Source organism: Lyngbya sp. CCY1209 (assembly GCF_055795065.1).
In genome coordinates, this window is record NZ_JAYFER010000531.1 from 1 (window position 1) to 21,157 (window position 21,157).

21 protein-coding genes are annotated in these 21,157 nt (G+C 54.1%); 7 read left to right on the top strand and 14 right to left on the bottom strand.

Going from position 1 to position 21,157, the window contains the following annotated elements; all coding sequences use genetic code 11:
• Together hsdR and AC0QHF_RS17570 are read right to left on the bottom strand one after the other, a co-directional pair.
• Window positions 1–2,200: type I restriction-modification system endonuclease (gene hsdR / locus AC0QHF_RS17565; RefSeq protein WP_324705551.1), on the bottom strand; the 2,200-nt coding region annotated here is incomplete at its 3' end.
• Entirely contained in the window at window positions 2,089–3,210 is a 1,122-nt protein-coding gene (locus tag AC0QHF_RS17570; protein WP_324705531.1) for a DUF4145 domain-containing protein, read from the bottom strand. The genes AC0QHF_RS17570 and hsdR, both read right to left, overlap by 112 nt.
• A 651-nt stretch (window positions 3,211–3,861) precedes the next feature.
• Between AC0QHF_RS17570 and AC0QHF_RS17575 the strand changes: the two genes are divergently transcribed.
• Window positions 3,862–5,544: an ABC1 kinase family protein gene (locus AC0QHF_RS17575; protein ID WP_324705532.1), complete on the top strand. Its 1,683-nt coding sequence runs from the start codon at window positions 3,862–3,864 to the stop codon at window positions 5,542–5,544.
• Between the two features lie 28 nt (window positions 5,545–5,572).
• Here AC0QHF_RS17575 and AC0QHF_RS17580 read toward each other — a convergent pair whose 3' ends face one another.
• The 8 genes from AC0QHF_RS17580 to AC0QHF_RS17615 all read right to left on the bottom strand — a co-directional run bounded on the left by AC0QHF_RS17580 (window position 5,573) and on the right by AC0QHF_RS17615 (window position 11,935).
• Window positions 5,573–5,968 carry a type II toxin-antitoxin system VapC family toxin gene (locus AC0QHF_RS17580; protein WP_324705533.1) on the bottom strand — a complete coding sequence of 132 codons (396 nt, stop codon included), beginning with the start codon at window positions 5,966–5,968 and terminating at the stop codon, window positions 5,573–5,575.
• Window positions 5,965–6,186, bottom strand: a complete 222-nt coding sequence (locus tag AC0QHF_RS17585) for a hypothetical protein (RefSeq protein WP_324705534.1) — start codon at window positions 6,184–6,186, stop codon at window positions 5,965–5,967. Before AC0QHF_RS17585 ends, AC0QHF_RS17580 begins: the two co-directional genes overlap by 4 nt.
• A gap of 173 nt (window positions 6,187–6,359) precedes the next feature.
• Window positions 6,360–8,150 carry a tetratricopeptide repeat protein gene (locus AC0QHF_RS17590; RefSeq protein ID WP_324705535.1) on the bottom strand — a complete coding sequence of 597 codons (1,791 nt, stop codon included), beginning with the start codon at window positions 8,148–8,150 and terminating at the stop codon, window positions 6,360–6,362.
• Between the two features lie 149 nt (window positions 8,151–8,299).
• Entirely contained in the window at window positions 8,300–9,838 is a 1,539-nt protein-coding gene (locus AC0QHF_RS17595; RefSeq protein WP_324705536.1) for a serine/threonine-protein kinase, read from the bottom strand.
• A 66-nt stretch (window positions 9,839–9,904) separates the two neighbouring features.
• Window positions 9,905–10,528: a hypothetical protein gene (locus tag AC0QHF_RS17600; RefSeq protein ID WP_324705537.1), complete on the bottom strand. Its 624-nt coding sequence runs from the start codon at window positions 10,526–10,528 to the stop codon at window positions 9,905–9,907.
• 119 nt (window positions 10,529–10,647) lie between these two features.
• Entirely contained in the window at window positions 10,648–11,019 is a 372-nt protein-coding gene (locus AC0QHF_RS17605) for a DUF2237 family protein (RefSeq protein ID WP_324705538.1), read from the bottom strand.
• Window positions 11,016–11,639 carry a (2Fe-2S) ferredoxin domain-containing protein gene (locus tag AC0QHF_RS17610; protein WP_324705539.1) on the bottom strand — a complete coding sequence of 208 codons (624 nt, stop codon included), beginning with the start codon at window positions 11,637–11,639 and terminating at the stop codon, window positions 11,016–11,018. Before AC0QHF_RS17610 ends, AC0QHF_RS17605 begins: the two co-directional genes overlap by 4 nt.
• Window positions 11,640–11,689: 50 nt before the next feature.
• Complete coding sequence (locus AC0QHF_RS17615; protein WP_324705540.1) at window positions 11,690–11,935, bottom strand: Asr1405/Asl0597 family protein; 246 nt, start codon at window positions 11,933–11,935, stop codon at window positions 11,690–11,692.
• A gap of 261 nt (window positions 11,936–12,196) precedes the next feature.
• Here AC0QHF_RS17615 and dpsA point away from each other — a divergent pair, with 261 nt between their 5' ends.
• Together dpsA and AC0QHF_RS17625 are read left to right on the top strand one after the other, a co-directional pair.
• Window positions 12,197–12,733, top strand: coding sequence for a DNA starvation/stress protection protein DpsA (gene dpsA, locus AC0QHF_RS17620; protein WP_324705541.1), 537 nt, complete (start codon window positions 12,197–12,199; stop codon window positions 12,731–12,733).
• 179 nt (window positions 12,734–12,912) lie between these two features.
• A complete protein-coding gene (locus AC0QHF_RS17625; RefSeq protein WP_324705542.1) occupies window positions 12,913–13,122 on the top strand; it encodes a hypothetical protein in 210 nt (69 codons plus the stop codon).
• A 339-nt stretch (window positions 13,123–13,461) separates the two neighbouring features.
• Here AC0QHF_RS17625 and AC0QHF_RS17630 read toward each other — a convergent pair whose 3' ends face one another.
• The 3 genes from AC0QHF_RS17630 to AC0QHF_RS17640 all read right to left on the bottom strand — a co-directional run bounded on the left by AC0QHF_RS17630 (window position 13,462) and on the right by AC0QHF_RS17640 (window position 16,083).
• A complete protein-coding gene (locus tag AC0QHF_RS17630; RefSeq protein WP_324705543.1) occupies window positions 13,462–13,752 on the bottom strand; it encodes a hypothetical protein in 291 nt (96 codons plus the stop codon).
• 347 nt (window positions 13,753–14,099) lie between these two features.
• The gene (locus AC0QHF_RS17635; protein ID WP_324705544.1) at window positions 14,100–15,314 is read right to left on the bottom strand and encodes an acetate/propionate family kinase; all 1,215 of its coding nucleotides are present in this window, start codon (window positions 15,312–15,314) and stop codon (window positions 14,100–14,102) included.
• Window positions 15,315–15,444: 130 nt separating this feature from the next.
• Complete coding sequence (locus AC0QHF_RS17640) at window positions 15,445–16,083, bottom strand: histidine phosphatase family protein (protein WP_324705545.1); 639 nt, start codon at window positions 16,081–16,083, stop codon at window positions 15,445–15,447.
• Between the two features lie 328 nt (window positions 16,084–16,411).
• On the opposite strand from AC0QHF_RS17640, the gene AC0QHF_RS17645 reads away from it, so the two are divergent.
• The 4 genes from AC0QHF_RS17645 (at window position 16,412) to AC0QHF_RS17660 (ending at window position 20,838) form a co-directional block, all read left to right on the top strand.
• On the top strand, window positions 16,412–18,829 hold the full coding sequence (locus AC0QHF_RS17645) for a phosphoketolase family protein (RefSeq protein WP_324705546.1): 2,418 nt from the start codon (window positions 16,412–16,414) through the stop codon (window positions 18,827–18,829).
• 274 nt (window positions 18,830–19,103) lie between these two features.
• Complete coding sequence (locus tag AC0QHF_RS17650; protein WP_324705547.1) at window positions 19,104–20,162, top strand: glucokinase; 1,059 nt, start codon at window positions 19,104–19,106, stop codon at window positions 20,160–20,162.
• A gap of 270 nt (window positions 20,163–20,432) precedes the next feature.
• Window positions 20,433–20,588: a hypothetical protein gene (locus AC0QHF_RS17655; RefSeq protein WP_324705548.1), complete on the top strand. Its 156-nt coding sequence runs from the start codon at window positions 20,433–20,435 to the stop codon at window positions 20,586–20,588.
• Between the two features lie 16 nt (window positions 20,589–20,604).
• Window positions 20,605–20,838: a DUF4278 domain-containing protein gene (locus AC0QHF_RS17660; RefSeq protein WP_324705549.1), complete on the top strand. Its 234-nt coding sequence runs from the start codon at window positions 20,605–20,607 to the stop codon at window positions 20,836–20,838.
• Window positions 20,839–20,973: 135 nt separating this feature from the next.
• On the opposite strand, the gene AC0QHF_RS17665 is transcribed toward AC0QHF_RS17660, so the two are convergent.
• On the bottom strand, window positions 20,974–21,157 hold a 184-nt coding region (locus AC0QHF_RS17665; protein ID WP_324705550.1), incomplete at its 5' end, for a hypothetical protein.

Consider the following 21,157-nt stretch of genomic DNA (forward strand, 5'->3'; position numbering starts at 1 on the left):
CCAGCCTATCCACCACCGTTTCCGATTTTAACTGCTTCCCGATCCGTTCCAACCATTTCCGCTGCGAGTCCGTCCACCGGCGGGACGCCAGAACTGTTGCGATCGCGCGATCGACCCGTTCTTTATAGGGAATTAACGCATCCCCCAACGTCGCCTGACGGATAAATCCGATGATAGAAGCGGCGATATCCTGGTTGGTGGTTTCCCGCCATGCGGTTTGCAAATTCGATTCGGTATATCCGGCATTACCCAACAATAATGCCACCTCTTTCAACTGTTCCCGGGTCAAGTCCCGGGGCCGCTGAACTATCACCAACAACGCCGGAATTTGGTTGATATTCTCATTCAAGAAATCGCGGAAACTCTCCAGATAGTCTTCCGGTTTCTCGCCCTTCCCGTAGCCCCTCTCAACCCGGACGACGCGATCGCCGTGTCGGGAAATCAGCAGGGGTTGACTGCCGCCGTCCCGCCGATCCAAAATTTCCGCGATCGCCCGTTTGTCCGCGAACCATTGTACCACATCTGCGGCCGAATTATTCTTGATATAATCCACCATTTCCTCAGTCGAACAACCCGCGATCGCCTCCACCTGTTCCCGGCTGCGATCGTCCAAATTCCGGCGTTTCCGCTGCAATTTCGCCAACAGTTGATCGACGATCTCCGGCAACGCCCTCGCATCGTCCACCGACCCCAATTCATCAACCAATTGGGAAAACGTAATATTGGGATTTTTGACAACGGGTTTCATCGTCGAAACCGGACTGATGCCCTCGTACAATCCCACCGCATCGAAGATCCGAAATACCGTCTTTCCGATCTCGTCACAGCGGCGGGTCGCCCGCCCGATCATCTGTTCGTATAATATCCGCGAATTCACCCGCCGTAAAAACACCAAATTGCAAATCGCCGGAACGTCGATTCCCGTCGTCAGCAAATCCACCGTCACCGCAATTTTGGGACTGGCTTCGTTTTTGTACCGCCGGATCAGTTCTCGGGGGCGATCGACGCTCCCCGTCACCTTTTTGACCTCATCATCATCCACGCTGCCATACTTCTCCCGCAACGCCAACTTCAGCAAGTCAACCACCAAATCCGCGTGTCTGTCGTTGGCGCAAAATATCAACGTTTTTTCCGGAAATGTCGGGTCGATATAGTTGACCAATTCTTCACAAACCACCCGATTAAACGCCTCCGTAATCACCCGGCGGTTAAACTGTTCCACCTCAATTTTCACCTCATCCGGGGCGTGTACCAAATCGACGGTTCCCGTTTTCGGGTCGAAATATTCCATCTCTTCCCCCGGCTGCCAAACCATCCCTGTTTCCGCCAATTCCGTCCCGATTTGAACGGGGGGTTCGTGGTCGATCAGCCACCCGTCGATCACCGCTTCCCGGTAGCTGTAAGTAAACACCGGATCGCCAAAAATTTGGGTGGTGTGGAGGGCCGGAGTCGCCGTCAGGCCGATTTTTACCGCGTCGAAATATTCCAGAACCCGGCGATATTTGGAAATATAGTCGTCCTGGTTTCTGAACTCCAATTCCGTTTCGCTCAATTCCTTGTCCAGCAAATAGCCCCGGTGACATTCATCGACGATAATACAGTCGTACTCGTCCACCGTCGGAATCCGGCTTTCATCCTCGGCATAAAACAGCCGCCGGACAAAACTCTGAACCGTATCGATATTTAACTTGGTTTCCGTGTGGATGTCTTTTTCCTCCAACTCCCGAATTTCAAAAATCTCGCTGAAGGTCTGCAAATTTTCCAAACGGGTTTCCTTGAACGCATTAGCCGCCTGTTCCCCCAATGGGGTGCGATCGACCAAAAACAGCACCCGCCGAAATCGCTTCGACTTCAACAACCGATACACCAAAACGATGCTGGTTTTCGTTTTTCCCGTCCCCGTCGCCATCGCCAACAGAATTTCCGAGCCATTGTCCGCCAGGGCATTTTCCGCCGCACGGATGGCTCGAATTTGATAATCCCGCAGGTCGATATTGTAGTTGAACTCTTCCCGTTCGAGCTGGGCGTGAGCCCGTTCCGCATCCCGAGACAACAACTGTTTCAACCCCTCCGGACTGTACCAGCCAATCAGGGGATGCCGCAGGTTGTCGGGTTTGCGGAGGTCACAAAACCAGATGCCGCTTTGGGTCCGCAACTGTCCCAGATACTCCCGCCCGTTGGTCGCGAAAACGAAGGGAATTTTATAATCCCCCGCCACGTCCGGCACAATTTCATCGCCTTTTTTTGATAGTCGCGACTGTACCGTTTCGCCTGGTCGATGCTGGCGGAAACGTCTCGAATTTGCCGTTTGGCTTCCACCACCCCCACCGCTTCGGGACCGACGAACAGCACATAATCCGCCCGTCCCCCCGCCGTGGGCCATTCCGCGATCGCCAAATTTTGCCCTTTCCGGGGACGGGTCCCCTTGCCGTAGGTGAGCGTTTCCGAATCCGCCGTCCACCCCGCCGCCCGCAGTTGGGCGTCAATCAACCGCCGCGTTTCCGGTTCGTCGAGATTGATTTGGGTTTCCGCCTCCCGGGCCGTTTCCGCAGTCTGTCGAACCCGCCGGGTGGATTCGGCGGCGTTGCTGGCCTGCAACTGTTCCAGGCGCCGGGTCGTTTCTCGGGCCTCCGCCTCCACTTCTTCGAGGAGTTCTTCGGCAATCTGCCGCAATTCTTCTTCCTGCCGGACCCTGGCGGTGGCGAGTTCCGCTTCGGTGAGGTGGCGGGCGGCTTCGGTTCGCAACCGTTCCAACTCTTCCTGCAACGCCTCGGTTTTGGAAACGGGGTCGGGGGGGGGAATGAACGCCCCGGCTTTGAAGTGTTTGGATTGGGCAAAAGTTCGGTGAAACCAAATCCCCAATTCTCGGGCATATTTGAGGTGACTCAAAGCGGTGCGGTGGTCGCCGGCCAGATGGTGGGTGGCGTCGTTTCCGGCCTTTCGCAGTTCGTGAAACAGGCGTTTCACGTCGCCGGAGATCAGGTGATTTTCGGCGAGTCGCCGCAGCAGGACGAGTTGGGATTCGGAGGGGTCGGCGTATAGCCCCACGTTGGCGGCGGTGAGTTGGGCGAGGAGTTCGCCGAACTGCCGCAATTTCATCAGGCAGGTGACGGGATCTTCGTTAAAGTAAGATTCCGCCACGGTCGCCAGCCGCACCAGTTGGGGATCGTGTTCTTGGAGGAAGGCGAAGTTGGGTGAAGGCGTTCCCATTGTTCGGGTCGGGTTGTGTCTTTCCCCATCTTAACAGCCCTTTTCAGTGGAAAATGTCAATTTCGGGTTTAATTTCCCCTACTTTTGAGGAGTTATTGATAAAAATGATGGGGCAATAATTTTCAATTTTAAACCCTTTGTTTCCGGTCAAAATAAACGCGATCGCACCACCCTCGGCACGAAAATTTTATCAATTCGCAATGAAATTGATTTTCTCGCCCGATCGTTTTGTGAAAATTCGATCCGCTTGAAGCCCCCAGGATTGGGGGTTTGGGGGCCGGACAATTGACATCCGGGCTCCGGCTAGTGCTCGGATTGGGAGAACGGCGGGTTGATGGGTATAGCGCTGCGCGCGGTCCTCGAGAATCGGTATTAGGGAGTCGGCAGAACTCAAACCCCCTTAAAATCGAGGTTTTGGAGTTTTCGGGGCTTCCTCAATTTGTTAAAACACCAGCGCGATACCTGCGATATCAGAGCGATCGCCTCCTGACCGGCGACCCGATCGCGATCGGCACCCCCGCCACTGTCGAACCTTGACGCCATCCGTGATAGTATCGAATCAGACACAAGGATTGCCGACGATCACCTCACCCGACCCGCGATCGATTGCGATAACCCTTTTCAAATGGGCCGATGACCTGAAATCCCCGAATGCTCACCCGGAAATCACCGAAACCCCTCCGCTGGCAGCGAACGAAATACTCCCCGCTGACCCGACAGATCGACGTTTTCTCTGCCGCCGGGAAGTTCATGTTTTTCTTGTGGCGCGATCGCACCCTTGGAGATAATACACCCACCACCAAACGACGGCGGGCGAAGTGGCTAGTCCAAACCCTCCTCGACCTCGGCCCGACGTTCATCAAATTCGGACAGGCCCTCTCCACCCGCGCCGATATCTTACCTTTGGAATACGTCGAAGAGTTGGAAAAACTCCAAGATAAAGTCCCCTCTTTCAGCGCCGATCGCGCCGTCGCCATCATCGAGTCGGAACTCGGAAATTCCCTCTTCAGCCTCTACCGCGACTTCAACGAACGCCCCCTCGCCGCCGCCAGCCTCGGGCAGGTACACCGGGCAAAATTGCACACCGGGGAACAGGTGATCGTCAAAGTGCAGCGTCCGGGACTCAAAGAACTCTTCGACCTGGATATGCAGGCCGTCCGCCGGGTGATCCGCTTTTGCCAGCGCTGTTTCAGTTGGGCGCGACTCTACGACCTCGACGCCATCTACAACGAATTCTTCTTAATTTTATACCAAGAAATCGACTATATCAAAGAGGGAAAAAACGCCGATAGATTCCGAGAGAATTTCAAAAGTTATCCCGGCATCGTCGTCCCCACAGTTTACTGGGAATACAGCACCCACAAAGTCTTAACCTTGGAATATTTACCGGGCATCAAAGTTGACGATCGCAAGACCCTGCAAGCCTGCGGCATCGACATCAAGCGGATCAACCAGTTGGGGATCTGTTGCTACCTCAAACAGATTTTACAGGACGGTTTTTTTCAGGCTGACCCCCATCCCGGCAACATCGCCGTCAACTCCGACGGCAGTCTAATTTTTTATGATTTTGGCATGATGGCCGAAGTCAAACCCCTGGCGAAAGATCAGATGATCCGCACCTTTTTTGCCGTCCTGCGGAAGGACGCGGACGTGGTGCTCGATACCTTGGTGGACATCGGTTTGGTGGAACCCATGCCCGACATGACCCCCGTGAAGCGGCTGCTGCGGTTCGTGTTGGATGAATTCACGGAAAAACCCATCGACTTCCAAGCCTTCAACGTCATCAAAGATGAAGTTTATATCATGTTTGAACAGCAGCCCTTTCGCCTGCCCGCCGAGATGACATTTATCCTCAAATCTCTCACGACTCTCGACGGCGTGGCCCGCACCCTCGACCCCCAATATAATTTGGTCGATTCCGCCCAACCGTTTATCAAAAGTCTTACCATCGCCAAGCAAGATCGGGGATCTTTGGTGGGGGAATTGACGAAACAGGCGCGGGAATTCGTGCAATACAAGTTGCGACAGCCGAGTCGGGCGGAGGTTGTGATCCGGCGGTTGGAACAGCGCATCGAGGAGGGGGAATTAAAATTTCGGGTGCGTTCCATCGAGAGCGATCGCGCCCTGAGACGGATCAATTTCGCCATCAAAGCCCTCATTCACGCCTGCTGGGCAGGGTTTACGTTGCTTTCCGGGGTGGTGTTGCTCGTCGCCGGAGAAACGGGGTGGGGTGTTTTCGTGCTGGCGGTTTCCGGGGTGGGAATCGTGCTGTTTTTGCGATCGCTTCTCAACCTCTCCATTCGGGAACGCCTCGATCGCATGGCGGAACAGTAAAGTTGAATGAATCCCGTGCATTATTGGATTACCAGATCGTTTTGACGTGGGGATAATTCCGGATTTTTTCATCGCGGCTGACGATCAATATGTCGTATCGTCGGGCGATCGCCACCAGGATGCGATCGGCCGGATCTTTATGAAATTCACCGGGTAAGGTGGTGCTATTGATGGCATCCAATGGCGAGAGGGGTTCGATAATTGTCCCGGGTTGTTGTCGAGCCAATTCAAACCAAGCATCTATTGGCAAGGGGAGTTGCAATTTATTGATGCTATGTTTGACCGCCACTTCCCAAACGGAAATACTAGAAATTAAAATTCCATTTTGGTTTTCTTCCTGGGCGATCGCTTCTCGGGCGGCGGGAGATAATTGTTCCGGATCGTGAAGTAACCACAACCAAGCGTGGGTGTCTAAGAGGATCATTCTTCTAATGCCTCCCACAGTTCCGGCATGGGTTCGTCAAAGTCATCGTCCAGAGCGATCGGCAAGCCGAGCAGAGGATACTTTTTTTCGGGTTTTTGTGTGGTTTTAGGTGAAAGAACCACCAGCACTTCGTAATCGCCGGGGGGTAAGTCTTGGGGGAGTTGGAGCGACAGATGGCGATCGCTTCCGACGGAGATTTTGGTTTTGATGGTTTCCATGATTTTTTGACCGGTTTGGTGTCGCCTTTATTTTACACTCAAATATTTTCCGCTTCGATATAAGGTTTCAGTTCTGTACGGAGGGCAGTTTCCGCGATCAGATCGACGGGGCAATTGAGCCAATCTTCGGGGTAGAATGGGGAACACACCCTACAAGACTCTAGCCATTCCTTTTACTGTCGCTCCAGCAAAAGAGCCGTCTGCCAGTAATAGGCTTCTTTGCGAACTTCGACCACTTTGAAAAAGGGCTGCACCATGTCGCAGAAATAATCGAGGTCGTAGAAAACGAGCGATCGCGTATCCCGCCCCAAAGTAAACATGGCAAAATCAGAATTGCTGTACTCTTCGTACTTCCGCAGACACTCCGTTTTTTTGCCCAGGGGCCAGATATTATTGTTCGCCAACCACTGCTCTTTAAATCCTTTAATGAGATTGATGATATGCCGCTCTTGAATGGTGATGTAAGCCATTCCACCGGGTTTGAGAATTCGCCGCAGTTCCAACCGCCAAGCGTCCGCCAGATCGTCAATGTGGGTGAACACCGAACCCGCATAAATCAGGTCGAAATACCGGTCTTCAAAGGGCAGATGGGGGTGGGTGGTGCAGGTCAAAAAATGGAAGGGCGGGCTCATATATTCCTTGCACCAAAAAATACAGTCGGCGCTGATATCCGCGCCCCAAATTTCCCAGGCTTCGGCGCGATCGCTCAAAAACCGGATCATCCGCCCCGACGCGCATCCAAAATCCAAAATCCGACTGCCCGAACCCAAAGAAAACTTGGCTTTTTGTAGCGAATCGAGCATCAGGCGAATCTGAATTTTGCCAGAATTGAGATAGTATTCCTCCCCCTGATCGGCGAACACGAACATCAGCGGCCGGGGCGGAATCGGAAACGTCCACTCCCCCGTTTTGGGGTCTTTTTGGGCGGGAGTCGGTTTCGCCATCATGTAAGAAACCGAATTTCCCATCTTGGGATAATACTTCATCCAATCGACGGGTTCGATGGGCGAGTTCTCTCGTTTTTTCTGATATTGAACTTGTTGTAACTGGTTTTGGGCATCCTGCAATTTTTGGCTGGCTTCATGGAAGTCCGGCTTCAGTTCCAACACCCGTTCAAAACTGGCGATCGCATCCTCGAATTTCTGAGCCTTCATCAACACTTTCGCCAACTTGTAGTGCGTCTGCGGCGAATCAGGCTGAATTTTGACCGCCTGCTGGTAAACCGGAATCGCCTCTTTATATCGCTTCAACCCGAACAAAATATCGCCCAAATTGCTGTGGGACCAGAAAAAGTTCGGGTTCAGTTGGCAGGATTTTTGATAGACCGGAACCGCCTCTTTCCAGCGCTTCAAATGCCGTAGTGCGTCCCCCAAATTCGTGTGAGCCCAGACGAAATTCGGGTCAATTTTGATCGCCTTCCGGTAAACCGGGACCGCCTCTTCCCAGCGTTCGAGCGCCATCAAAGCGTCGCCCCAGTTATTGTAAGTCCAGAAAAAGCCGGAGTTGATGTCGGCGGCTTTTTCGTAGGCTTCGACGGCCTCTTCCCACCGCTCCAACTTGGTCAGCGCCAGCCCCAAATTGTTGTAATCCCAGAAAGAATTGGGGTCGAGTCGGATCGCCTGCTGGCAGACTGGAACCGCCTCTTCCCAGCGTTCGAGTTTAATAAAAATTCCGCCCAAACTGTTGCAAGACCAAGAATCCTCCGGACTCAGTTTGATCGCCTGCTGGTACGTCGCGATCGCCGCCTCCAACTGACCCGTTTTCACCAACAAATTGCCCCACTTCTGATAGGCATCTCCCAAGGCGGGAACCAGGGCGATCGATTTCCGGTAACAAGCGATCGCCTCCTCCAATTTATTCTCGGCGATATAAGTGTTCGCCTGCTGATAAAGCTGCCTGACAGCCTCTTGAATTTTTTTGCTAACGCCTTCTGAGGAAGTGGGTTGAGGAGGATTTTCAGACATTGGCATCTCCCGTTAGGTTTCTGGGTTGGAATATAGCAGACGCAAGGGAACTATAAATGGCGAACCAAACGCTTTCTCGTTTCCCATTCGAGCTGAGTTGATCGGCTCAAATTGCAGGTTTCCACGAAGATTTTAAAATCCTGGCTCGATTATAACCCACAGGCTTCGACACTCAAAAATAAATGGCGCAACAGCCACAGCGATCGGTCCCACTCCCGACCCACCATGACGCTCAACCCCGGCAAGTGGCCCTGGGGCGCTTTCAAAGAAAATAAGAGCCCGTCATAATCCCGCCAGCGGATCTCGTCGGCATCCCCGCGATCGCACCACCCGACCCGCTCCCCGAACTCCCCCACGTCCCGGTCCACCTGCTGCCAGATCCGCCTCTGAACCCCAAAGCCGAACCGGCCCCGACTCGCCCGGTCCCAGAGGCGATCAATTTGTCGCAATTCCTCACAAGGAAACGTTTCCACCTGGCTCACCGTCAGCCAACTGTCCCCGCTGCGCCCTACAATTTGCAGCATCAACCGGGAGGTTTCCGCATCCGCCTCCCGCCACTTTCCCGCCTTGAGGAGATCCTGCAATTTGCTGTAGGGATTTCTGGGTTGGGCCGGGGCTTTGGGGGGGACGACGGGTGTCGGAACCGGCGGCACGATCGCCGGGGGTTTGGGAGTCGCTCGGGGCGGTTTGTAGACCGTCCGCACGGGGGTGGGGGGCGGTATCGGGGCGGGTTGACCCCGGCTGCTGGCCCCTCTCAGGGTTTGCAACACCTCCTCGGCGGACTGGTAGCGATCGCGCACTAAATCCTGGGTCAGGCGGTCCAAAATCACCCCCAACTGGGGCGGCATCGAGACGTTCGGCTGTAGATGCGATCGCCACATCCAGCGCCCCTCCATCGCGTCGTAGAGGGCATCCCGGCCACTTTCCTCGGGCAGGCACCCCGTCAGCAACCGCAGGCACGTCACTCCCAAACTGTACAGGTCGCTGGCCGGGTACACCTGGCCCCGCAACTGTTCCATCGGCACATATCCCGGCGTCCCCACGCTCGTTGCCTGTCCAACGGTGGTGGTCCCCGTCACCTGCTTCGACACCCCGAAATCGATCAACATCAACTGATTGTCCCGGCGCCGCCGCATGATATTTTCCGGCTTGATATCCCGGTGGATAATATTGCGATCGTGGATAATTTGCAAAACCGGCAGCAATTCCGCCAAAATTTCGTGAATTTTATCCGCCCCGAACGGCCCGCCCCGCCGCAACTCCTGCAGCAGCGTCTCCCCCTCGATGTATTCCTGCACCAAATACAGCCGCCGATCCTGTTCAAAATAGGCGATCAGCCGGGGGATTTGCGGATGTTCCCCCAACTCGTACAGCCGGTTGGCCTCCTGTTTGAACAATTCCGTCGCCTTCTGCCGCGCCGCCGTCCCCTGAACCTGGGGCAGAAATTGCTTGATCACGCAGGGATCGTCCATCCGATCCACGTCCTTCGCCTCGTAGGTGCGGCTGAACCCCCCTTCCCCCAACTGGCGGATCACCCGATAGCGGTTGCGGAACAGCGGCAGCAAAATCGCCGCGCCGCAGCTTTGGCAGAATCGTTGATTGTCGGGATTGAACGGATTGGGGCAACTTGGGTTGCAACAGTAGAGCATTTCCGAGAAGGAACGAGCAGATTCTACCCATTGTCTCATTCTTTTCTCAAACCTGGCGATCGCTCCCACTCCGGGGGACGTCGGCATCGCGCCGGATGTCCCCTCCTATGCCGAGCCCTTTCGCCCATTTCCTTGAGAAACAAAACCCGCCAAAATACCGAGAATTTTACCGACATCATTCAAATAATATTCGCTCAAATCGACGCTCAACGTCTGTCCTTCCAATTTGAGGAACTGCCAAATGCTGCCCGTCGTCACCGCGCCATAAATCGTGTCAATTTCCGTTTCGGATTTTTGGTTGAAAATTTGGGCTGCAACCATCGCCACCACGCACTGACCCAACCCGGCGTTGATATTCTCTTTTTTGGCTTCCACAATCGTAATGACCGGAGCCGTCAACATCAGAATTTCCGGAGATTTGCAAATAATAAAATCGCAGATACCGTTCAACCCCCTCGTCGCATCGACGGTAAAATCGACCCCGGAAAATAAACTGATTTTGTCGTCGAGTTGCCGGCGCAGATCGACCAGGATGGGGGCGATAATCAATTCGGATCGGGCTTTTTCGCTGTTGCTTGCCAGGGCGATCGGCAGTTGATAGTCGAGGGTTTCCGCCAGCAAAGGACTCGCGGGCAATTCGGGAAATTCGGCAAAAACACCCCTCGTCTCAACCGTCGTCAGGCCGAATTCTCCCTTGGCTTTAGCCAAACTAAAATCACCGTAGGACATGGGGGAATAATTGATAATTGATAATTGATAATTGATAATTGAGGGAATGCGGGGAGGGCGAATGACAGTCGCCCCTACTTTTCACTTTTCACTTTTCACTTTTCACTTTCCCGACTCCTTCAACTCGCTTCGATCGCCTGGGATTTCAACTCGTTCAGGGAAACATATTCCAATGCCGAGGCGTGGGTGGATTCGAGGACCACCGGCGGCGCCATCCCGGCATCCAATGCTTCTTTCCATCTCAGGGCGCACAAACACCAGCGATCGCCCGGTTTGAGTCCCGGAAAATTAAACGCCGGCACGGGCGTACTCAGGTCGTTTCCCCGCGCACGGGTGAACGCCAAAAACTCCTCCGTCATCTGGGCGCAGACGACGTGCGCCCCCATGTCGCCGCCCCCGGTGTTGCAACTCCCATCCCGATAAAAACCCGTCATCGGAGACGTGCAGCAAATTTCCAGGGGACTTCCCAAAACATTTCTCGCCTCAGTCAACGCAAAGATTCCTCCATCATTCTTTCGGTAGCACCGGCATCGGGCCTGTCTTCTCGGGCCGAAATCAAATGTTTCTCGATCACCTCGGAAATATCTTCCGGCCTCACCCGAGTGTAGCGGGCTTTGTCCGGCATCACAACCAGATTCGGGCCGAGTTTGCACTTTTTCAGGCAACCCGTTTTTTGAATTTTAACCTGCCCTTCCAGTCCGCGATCGCACAGTTGCGCCTCCAGTGCCTCACAAACCGCCCGCGCCCCCCGCTTGCAGCAGTCGGACTTCTGGCAGATCAAAATTTTGGCGGGTTTTTGACACTTCTGATCCTCGGAACGGGGAGGCGGTGCGGGAATTTCCGGCGTCTCCCCCAAAGGATAGATTTCGTAAGCCTTCAGCTTGATCGTGCCTTTTTTGAAATTCAGGGTTTTTTCGCCCCCCACCCGGACTTCCGCCCCCGGAGTCAAAATGCGTTCGGCCTGCGATCGCAGATCCTTCGACAATTTCATCGTATACAATCCCGAATCCGCCATCAGTTGCAGCACTTTGGGGCGAGAACCCTTATAAAACACCTGCAATACCCGGCCGTCGAGGATGAATTCGGAAACTTGCTTGTTAAACTTGGACATAATTTGGGTTGCTCGTTGTCAGTTGGTCGTCAATTATTTCGGGTTATTGATTAGCTGCGGTTCCAGCACCGTTCCAGGGACAGGGTCAGTTCTCGGGGAGACGCGCTCAACCGCCTCAAAATACTCGCCAGTTGGATGGCTTCTGTCGTGCTGTCGATTTTCACCCGCAGGGGCCGATCCACTTCGCACCAGCAGGGGATCTCCAACTCCTGCAAGCGCCGGTACACTTGCCATCGTTCCGACCAGGCTACCTCCACGATCTCGCCGGACTGGGGATCTAATTCTGATGAATTCATCACTTTTCCTAAATGCCAGAGATTTTCACTAAATTGACCCGAGGACTTCTCCCGGCGATCGCAACCGCCCCGGGAAAGTCAACACTTCACAGGATAGTACAAGTGAAAAATATTCTCAACAGGTTCCTTCACAAAAATTTATAGATCGCAATTGCTGCCAACACGGTGGGCCAACCCTCAAAAGTCCGGTTGACAGGGCGATCGGTCGTTTCTACACTGAGGGCAGTGGCAATCAAACTGCTCGTTAAAAGGAGAATACCGATGACTGAAGTTGCCAGTCCTGTCCGTCCCTTCGGACACCTTGCCGATAATCCGGTTCTGTTAGAGCAGTCTGTCACCGCCCCCATTTGCGAGGGCATGAACCTCCTGCTTGCCAGCTTTCAGGCCCTTTATCTGCAATATCAGAAGCACCATTTCGTTGTCGAGGGAGCGGAATTCTACTCCCTGCACGAATTTTTCCAGGAGAGCTACGGGGAAGCCGAGGGTCACGTCCACGACCTCGGCGAACGCCTGAACGGTTTGGGCGGCATTCCCGCGGCCAGTTTCGCCAAATTGGCCGAACTGTGCTGCTTCACCCCGGAACCGGACGGGGTTTATGGTTGCCGTCAGATGGTTGAACACGACCTGGCCGCCGAACAGTCGATTATCAACGTGTTGCGCCGTCAGGCCGCACAGGCGGAAAGTCTCGGCGATCGCGGCACCCGCCACCTGTACGAGCAGATTCTGCTCAAAACGGAAGAACGCGCCTACCATCTCGACCACTTTTTAGCACAGGATTCGCTGGTTCGGATGAGCTAGAGCTAAATTAAAGCATTGTCAAGAATTGTGAAGCCGGGGCGAGTGACCCCGGCTTTTTCGCGTCACTTTATCCGTATATGTACCTAATTTGCAAAAAATCTGTCAATTTGGCTACATTTTTGGAAAAATTGTGCCACAATGAAATTAAAGAGTTTTTTAACAATTCGGAGATTTCGATCATGAGTTTAGAAGAACAAGCCCGGGAGCAATTGGCCAAGCACCGCCACCACGACGAACACCTCCACGAAACCATGCTGACTCGCGCCTCGGATGAGAGCGATCGCGCCGAGGGTGCGGGGGAACAGGCCCGGGAACTGCTGGCCGAAACCCGCCACCACGATGATCACCTCCACGAAACCATGCTGACTCGTGCGGCTGACGGACAATAATTTATAAACTTAAGAAGTGCGATCGGGGTGGGTTGTACTCACCCCGTTTTTGTGTCGCTATTTTGAATTAAAATTCAACCCACTTTTCCCACTTTTCCCACTGTGCGATCGCGGCTCATGAAAGCACGGGTAAAGCTTTTATTTTTGCCAATGGAGTTATGTTGGTTGTATTATATTTTTTAGGGCCGTATGCAATAAAATTTATAAGTTTCTTGTCTTCCTTGGTATGAAAGCCCACCCCTAAGTAAGTGATATAGCAACCGTCAGAGCGGTTAGGACAGATCGCCTAATTTTAGACCCGCCTTGAAATGAATTTCAAGGCTCATAGCAAAAGTCCACTCAAGTGGACTCGGTTGGACATAGTAGTGTCCTAATATCAGCTCCGGCTATCCCCTCCTTCAACCTCCCCAATCCTCTTGAGAGGATTTTTGCTATTAGCTTGGGAATTGATTCCCAAGCGGTGTGGATATCCAACCCATTTTGTTCCAGGCATTCAACCGGATTTGATATAACCACCTTGTCCGTTGCTATATCAGCTCCGGTTATCCCCTCCTTCAACCTCCCCAATCCTCTTGAGAGGATTTGAGCTATGAGCTTTGGAATTGATTCCCAAGCGGTCTTAATATCCAACCGGCTTTTTCCGGGCATTTAATCGGATTTGATATAACCACCTTGTCCGTTGCTATATCAGCTCCGGCTATCCCCTCCTTCAACCTCCCCAATCCTCTTGAGAGGATTTTGGCTATTAGCTTGGGAATTGATTCCCAAGCGGTGTGGATATCCAACCGGCTTTTTCCGGGCATTTAATCAGATTTGATATGATATCAAATCCGTTTGTTTGACCGCCAATCGATCGCCCCCTAGCTTCCCGTAGGGGCAACCGTCTCGGGTTGCCCGATGTTTGAGTATTTAATCGGATTTGATATGAGTATTCACATCGCATCTGCGACGGGATGAGCTCACTATCTCACATCAAATCACGACTTGAGCAACTGCCAACACTCCGATGCGATCGCCCAATCTTCCTCGGTGTGGATGACAAAAACCCGCACCTTCGAGCCCGGCGTCGAAATCTCCCCGTCTCCGTGGGTGGCGTTATTTTTCTGGCCGTCCAACTGCAATCCCAGAAACTCAAATCCGGCACAGGTGGCTTCCCTCACCCCCGCCGCGTGTTCCCCAATTCCCGCCGTAAATACCAGACCGTCCACCCCGCCGAGGCTGGCCAACATGGCGCCGATCGCGGTTTTGAGGCGGTAAATGAACATCTCGAAAGCGAGTTTCGCCCGTTCGTTCCCCTTGGCCATCTCCTCCCGGATGTAGCGCATATCCCCGGAGACGCCGGTAATTCCTTTGAGGCCGGATTCCTTGTTGAGCATTTGGTTGAGGCGATCGCTGTCCAACCCGTGTTCCCGCATCAAAAATATCAAAATTGCCGGGTCGATGGAACCGCTGCGGCTTCCCATCATCAGCCCTTCCAGGGGGGTGAATCCCATCGTGGTATTGATGCTGATGCCGTCCCTCACCGCCACCAGGGAACAGCCGTTGCCCAGGTGACAAGTAATTAAACGCAGGGACTTTAACGGTTTCCCCATCAGTCGAGCCGCGCGCTCGGCGCAATATTTGTGGCTGGTGCCGTGGAAGCCGTAGCGGCGGATGCCCCGTTCAAACCACTCGTAGGGGATGGGATAGACGGCTGCAAATTGGGGCATTTGGCTGTGGAAGGCCGTGTCGAACACCGCCACCTGGGGGATATCTCCCAGGGTTTTCTCGATCGCTTCAATACCCTCCAAATGGCCGGGGTTGTGGGCGGGAGCCAGGGGAATCAGGTCTTTGATGGTCTGTTTCACCTCGGAATCGATCCGGGTGGCGGCGGAATAGTCCGTGCCCCCGTGGACGACCCGGTGGCCCACCCCGTCGATGTCCGAGAGGTTTTCGATCACCCGGGTTTCGCCTTCAGTCAGGGTTTGCAGCATTTGGGCGATCGCGTCCGGTTTGTTCCCGGATTCGATTTTGACCTCTCGTTTCACCCCGTTGGCTTTCACCTTCATTTCGCCGAAATCCTCCGACACCCCCCAATCGATCGCCGCTTCCCAGATCGGTTCGGGGGGATCGTCGGGGAGGGTATCTCCCGTGATATCGTACAGGCAGCTTTTTTGGGAGCTGGAGCCGGCGTTGAGGACCAAGATTTTCATAAAAAAACTCGACTGGATGGGTCTTTATAGGGGTTCTATCTCTCTTTCGGAAGATGCACGATTAGAATGGCGCTTTTACTGTATCAAAAATGGTCTGTGGATGAAACGATGAAACGATCGCAATCGTCGCCTAAGTTCCCGCAAGAGAGCGCAACCGTTCGCTCAAATAGGAGCGATCGCCCAAAGCGTGCATCAGGGGGCCGTGGGCTTCCATTTCGATCAGACTGACGCCGCCCACGGGCATCAACAGGCGATCGCGGAACCGTCCGACGTCAATTCCGAGCAACTGACACAACATGATTCGGATCGTCGCCTTGTGGGAAACCACCAGGACATTGCCGCTTTCATGCTGCTCTTGAATCTCCCGGAGTACCGCATAGGAACGTCGCGCAACGTCCACCCCTTTTTCGCCCCCCGTCGGCGCATTCCAGCCCGGATCGGTGAGCCAGCGGACATAATCATCGTGGTATTTTTCATTCACCGTTTCCGGCGATTCTCCCTCCCACTCCCCGTAGGCGATTTCCTTCAAACCCTCCCGCACTTCCACCGGAATTCCGACGGATTCGCACAGGGGTTTCGCGGTGGCGATCGTCCGCTTCATGGGGCTGACGTAGGCGGCGACCCAGGGCAGATTTCGATGGGTTTCGGCGAACTCCCGCGCCATTTCCATCCCTTCTTCGGTCAATTCCGGATCTAAATTTCCGCAGTAACCGCCCGTCCGGCTTTGGACGGTTTCTCCGTGGCGTAGAAAATATAGTTTCAGAGTCATATTGAAAAATGGAGTTCAAAAGTATAAATGATCACAAAGCGATCGCATCTTCCCATTTCAGAACTAGGGTAACAGGTTCCCGAAGCGCCGACAGAATCAAAAAATTAAGATAAAGTTAAAATCGGATTAAAAAGGCGCAGGAAACGTTAAGCTCTCCCGGTACGACTTGCAATTTTACAAAAATTGACATTTAATAGGGGTCAAATCAAATCGGCATCCCCAGAAGGCCACAACTGACAGTTCCTTCAATCGGGAAATGTCGGCTCAATCATACCGTTGAGCTTTACCCACTCTCATCCAATGAACTGATAACAAAAGGTCAGGATTTATGGTAGCAGCACCCGAAAAACCGATCGAGACGGCCAACCCGCTCAGTGACGAAGATGTGCGGAAGATCCACGCCTACTGGCGGGCCTGCAACTATCTCTGCGTGGGGATGATCTACCTGCGGGACAACCCCTTATTGAAGGAACCGCTACGGCCCGAACACATCAAATATCGCCTTTTGGGCCACTGGGGATCGAGTCCCGGTTTGAGTTTTCTCTACATTCACATCAACCGGCTGATCAAAAAGTACGATCTGAATATGATCTACGTCGCCGGCCCGGGACACGGCGCCCCCGGCGTCCTGGCTCCCGTCTACCTGGAAGGGACTTACTCCGAAGTCTACCCCGACAAGAGCGAAGACGAGGAGGGGATGAAGAAATTCTTCAAGCAATTCTCCTTCCCCGGCGGCATCGGCAGCCACTGCACCCCGGAAACCCCCGGCTCCATCCACGAAGGGGGGGAATTAGGCTACAGCCTCTCCCACGCCTACGGAATGGCCTTCGACCACCCCGATCTGATCGTCGCGGCCGTCGTGGGTGATGGGGAAGCGGAAACCGGCCCCCTGGCGACCGCATGGCACTCCAACAAATTCATCAACCCCGTCCGGGACGGTGCGGTACTGCCCATCCTGCACCTGAACGGCTACAAAATCGCCAACCCCACCATTTTGGCCCGCATTTCCGAGGAAGAAATCAAGAGCCTGTTCCGGGGCTACGGCTACACGCCTTATATTGTCGAGTGCGACCAAGATGAAGACTACGCCTCGGCCCACCAAAAAATGGCGGCGACCCTGGAACACTGCACCAACGAGATCCGGGCCATCCAAGATCACGCCCGCAGCACCGGAGATACCACCCGCCCCCACTGGCCGATGATCGTTTTCCGTTCTCCGAAGGGGTGGACCGGCCCCAAGGAAGTGGACGGCCACAAAGTCGAGGGCTTCTGGCGGGCGCACCAAGTGCCGATGTCCAACGTCATCGGCAACTCCGGCCACATGAGAATTCTGGAAGATTGGATGCGGAGTTACCACGTCGAAGAACTTTTCGACGAAAATGGAACGCTCATCCCCGAACTCAAGGAACTGGCCCCCACCGGCGTCCGCCGCATGAGCGCCAACCCCTTTGCCAACGGCGGTGTCCTGCGGAAGGACCTGAATATGCCGGACTTCCGCCACTACGGCGTTGAGGTCCGCCACCCCGCCACCAGCGAGGCCGAAAATACCAAACCCCTGGGGAACTTCCTGCGGGATGTGATGCGGAACAATATGACCAACTTCCGGATGTTCGGGCCGGACGAAACCGCCTCGAACCGCCTGAATGCGGTCTACGAGGTGAGCAAGAAAACCTGGCTGGGCGACTTTTTCCCGGAGGACTTGGACGGCAGCGAACTCGCCCAGGACGGCCGGGTAATGGAAATGTTGAGCGAACACACCCTGCAGGGCTGGCTGGAAGGCTATTTGCTCACCGGGGGTCACGGCTTCTTCCACACCTACGAAGCCTTCGCCCATGTGGTGGACTCCATGTTCAACCAACACGCCAAGTGGTTGGAAATTTCCAAGAATGAGGTGTCCTGGCGGGCGCCGGTGTCTTCCCTCAATATCTTGCTCTCGTCCACGGTTTGGCGCCAGGACCACAACGGTTTCAGCCACCAGGACCCGGGCTATGTGGATTTGGTGACGAACAAGAGCCCCGACGTGGTGCGGGTGTATTTCCCGCCGGATGCCAACTGCTTGCTCTCCTGTGCCGACCACTGTTTGCGGAGCAAAGATTACGTCAACGTCATCGTGGCGGACAAGCAGAAACACCTGCAATTCCTGAATATGGAAGATGCGATCAAGCACTGCACCAAAGGCATCGGAATTTGGGAGTGGGCCAGCAATGACGACTGCGGAAAAGAACCGGACATTCCGGACGTGATCATGGCATCCTGCGGCGATGTGGCGACCAAGGAATCTTTGGCGGCCACCGCCATCATGCGGGAAGAGTTTCCCGAGTTGAAAATCCGGTTTGTCAACGTGGTCGATCTGTTCAAGTTGCAACCCGAGAGCGAACATCCCCACGGGTTGTCAGATTGGGATTTTGACAGCTTATTCACGACGGATAAACCGGTCATCTTCAACTTCCACGGCTATCCCTGGCTGATTCACAAGTTGGCTTACCGCCGCACGAATCATCACAATATGCACGTTCGCGGTTACAAGGAAAAGGGGAATATCAATACCCCCTTGGAGTTGGCGATCAACAACCAGATCGATCGCTTCAATTTGGTCATCGACGTCATCGATCGCGTGCCCAAGTTGGGCTCGGCCGCGGCTTACGTCCGGGAGCGGATGCGGAACGCCATCATCGAAAACGTCGCCTACGCCTACGAACACGGCCGGGATAAGGACGAAATCAACAATTGGAAGTGGCCGTTCTAGACTGAACCTTTGCATCTGAAAGTTAACCCGGGAGGGTTGACAACAAAAGGGCGATCGCCTGTACGATAGATTCAGATCGTTGGCGATCGCTTTTTTATGACTATCAACCCGGGGTCGAAGTCTCGCAAACTCCGGGGATTTGGCGATGTCTTGACCGATGGAGTATGATGAAATTGGGAAAGTCAAATTATCGAAAATCTAAAATTTTTGATCGTCTGCCATCGTTTTTTTGATCGCCCGAGCTTTTCAATCTCTGAATCGGAGACTTTAAAATATGACAATTTTACTCGCCGGAGACATCGGCGGAACGAAGACAATTTTACGTTTGGTAGAAGCAGAATATACCGATAAAAATTCCCCCCTTCCTTCCCTCAAAACCTTATTTGAAAATACCTATCCCAGCCAGGATTACCCGGATTTGGTGCCGATCGCCCGCCGTTTTTTGAAGGAGGCTTCGGACGCCGTTTCCGACTATCAACCCCCAGAAAAAGCCTGTTTCGGCATCGCCGGACCCGTGGTCAACAACACCTGCGAACTCACCAACCTGAGTTGGTCCCTGCAGGCCGATCGCCTGGAACGGGAATTGGAGATTTCCAAAATCGAATTAATTAACGACTTCGCCGCCATCGGTTACGGCGTGGTGGGATTGTCGGACGAGGATTTGCACGTCCTCCAGGCGGGAGAACTCAACCCGGGCGCCCCCATCGCCGTCATCGGGGCGGGCACCGGTTTGGGACAGGGATTCGTCATCCCCCGGGCCGATGGCTACCAGGTATTTTCCACCGAAGGGGGCCACACGGATTTCGCCCCGCGATCGGAATTGGAATTCCACCTCCTGGGCTATTTGCGGGAACTCTACGGCATCACCCGGGTGTCCGTGGAACGGGTGGTATCGGGGATGGGAATCGCCGGCATTTATCAATTTTTGCGCGATCGCGACGTCTCCCAGGAATCGAAAGCCCTCGCCAAAATCTACCAAACTTGGAAGCAGGAAATGGGGCGGGAAGACAAAACCGTCGATCTGGCCGCGGAAGTCTCCACAGCCGCTTTAGCCGAAAGCGACTACCTCTGCGAACAGACGATGAAACTGTTCGTGGACGCCTACGGCGCCGAAGCGGGAAACCTCGCCCTAAAATTACTGCCCTACGGCGGACTGTACGTCGCCGGCGGGATCGCCGCCAAAATTCTGCCGCTGATGGAATCCGGAAGTTTCATGAAGGCGTTCAAAGACAAAGGCCGCGTCAGCCCCCTCCTCGATCGCGTCCCCGTCCGCATCGTCTTGAATCCGAAAGTGGGGTTGATCGGGGCGGCACTGTGCGCGGCTCAGGTTTGACACTCCCCGCTCTAAAGAGACGGGGATTCTCAGTTCTAGCCCACAGCAGCACTAGGCCGCTGCGTATTCACCCTCGTTGCCCTTTTGCATTTCTGCACGGCCTGAAGCCGAGGGAGAACCGAAGTCCTGGGGAAGGTCATAATTTAATGACATTTTAATCCCGATTTAACTGACAAATCTGGCAAAGGGAGTATGATCAAATTAAATTCTGTAGTCTAAGATACAGAAAAATAAGATTCGACCCTGAAAACTCGTTTGAGGAATCCCGATATGAACGCCCAAGAAAAAGCCAGATTGTTGATGAGCGGATCTCGCCGGCGATCGCAGCACCGCCAGTCCTCGATGTTCTCCCGCCTCACTGAAGAACTCGGCTCCTCCGTCGCGCCGACTTCCCGTCGTCAATCCAACCCCGACGACCTGCAATAATTCGGAGGATCTTCCCATGAAATACTGTTACCGCGGCATCCACTACGACAGTTCGCCCGACGGCCCGCGATCGCCGCAACCCCCCCGCGTCACGACGGGCAAATACCGGGGCGTGGGTTGGTTAAAGCGATCGTTTCCATCCCTGCAACGCTGGACTCGGCGTTTTTGGGGCAAATATCGGGGGGTCGCCGTCGGAACCCCGCCGGACACCTTCCGCCAACACCTCGAACACTGTTACCGCCTGCATTAACTGTCGGTGTCGGGAACGGGGAAAAATTAGCTTTCAAGTATCAGCTTTCGGCTTTCGGGCCGATCGCTCTTTCTCGACTCCCTAATACCGACTCCCGACTCCCCCTTTTCTAAGATGGGAGTTTCTCGGGCCGCATCAACAAAATTTCAAAATCTTCCAGCAATCCTTCTGTGCGGTTTCGGAATGCTTGAATGTGGTCGGAATCCATGTGCTGTTCCCACAGAAACCGATTTTCCCAATTTTCTTGACTTCTCCCCGGTCTAAAGACGCGGGGATTCTTAAGCCGTCCAAAACTGAACTCTTAAAGGCATAGTCAATG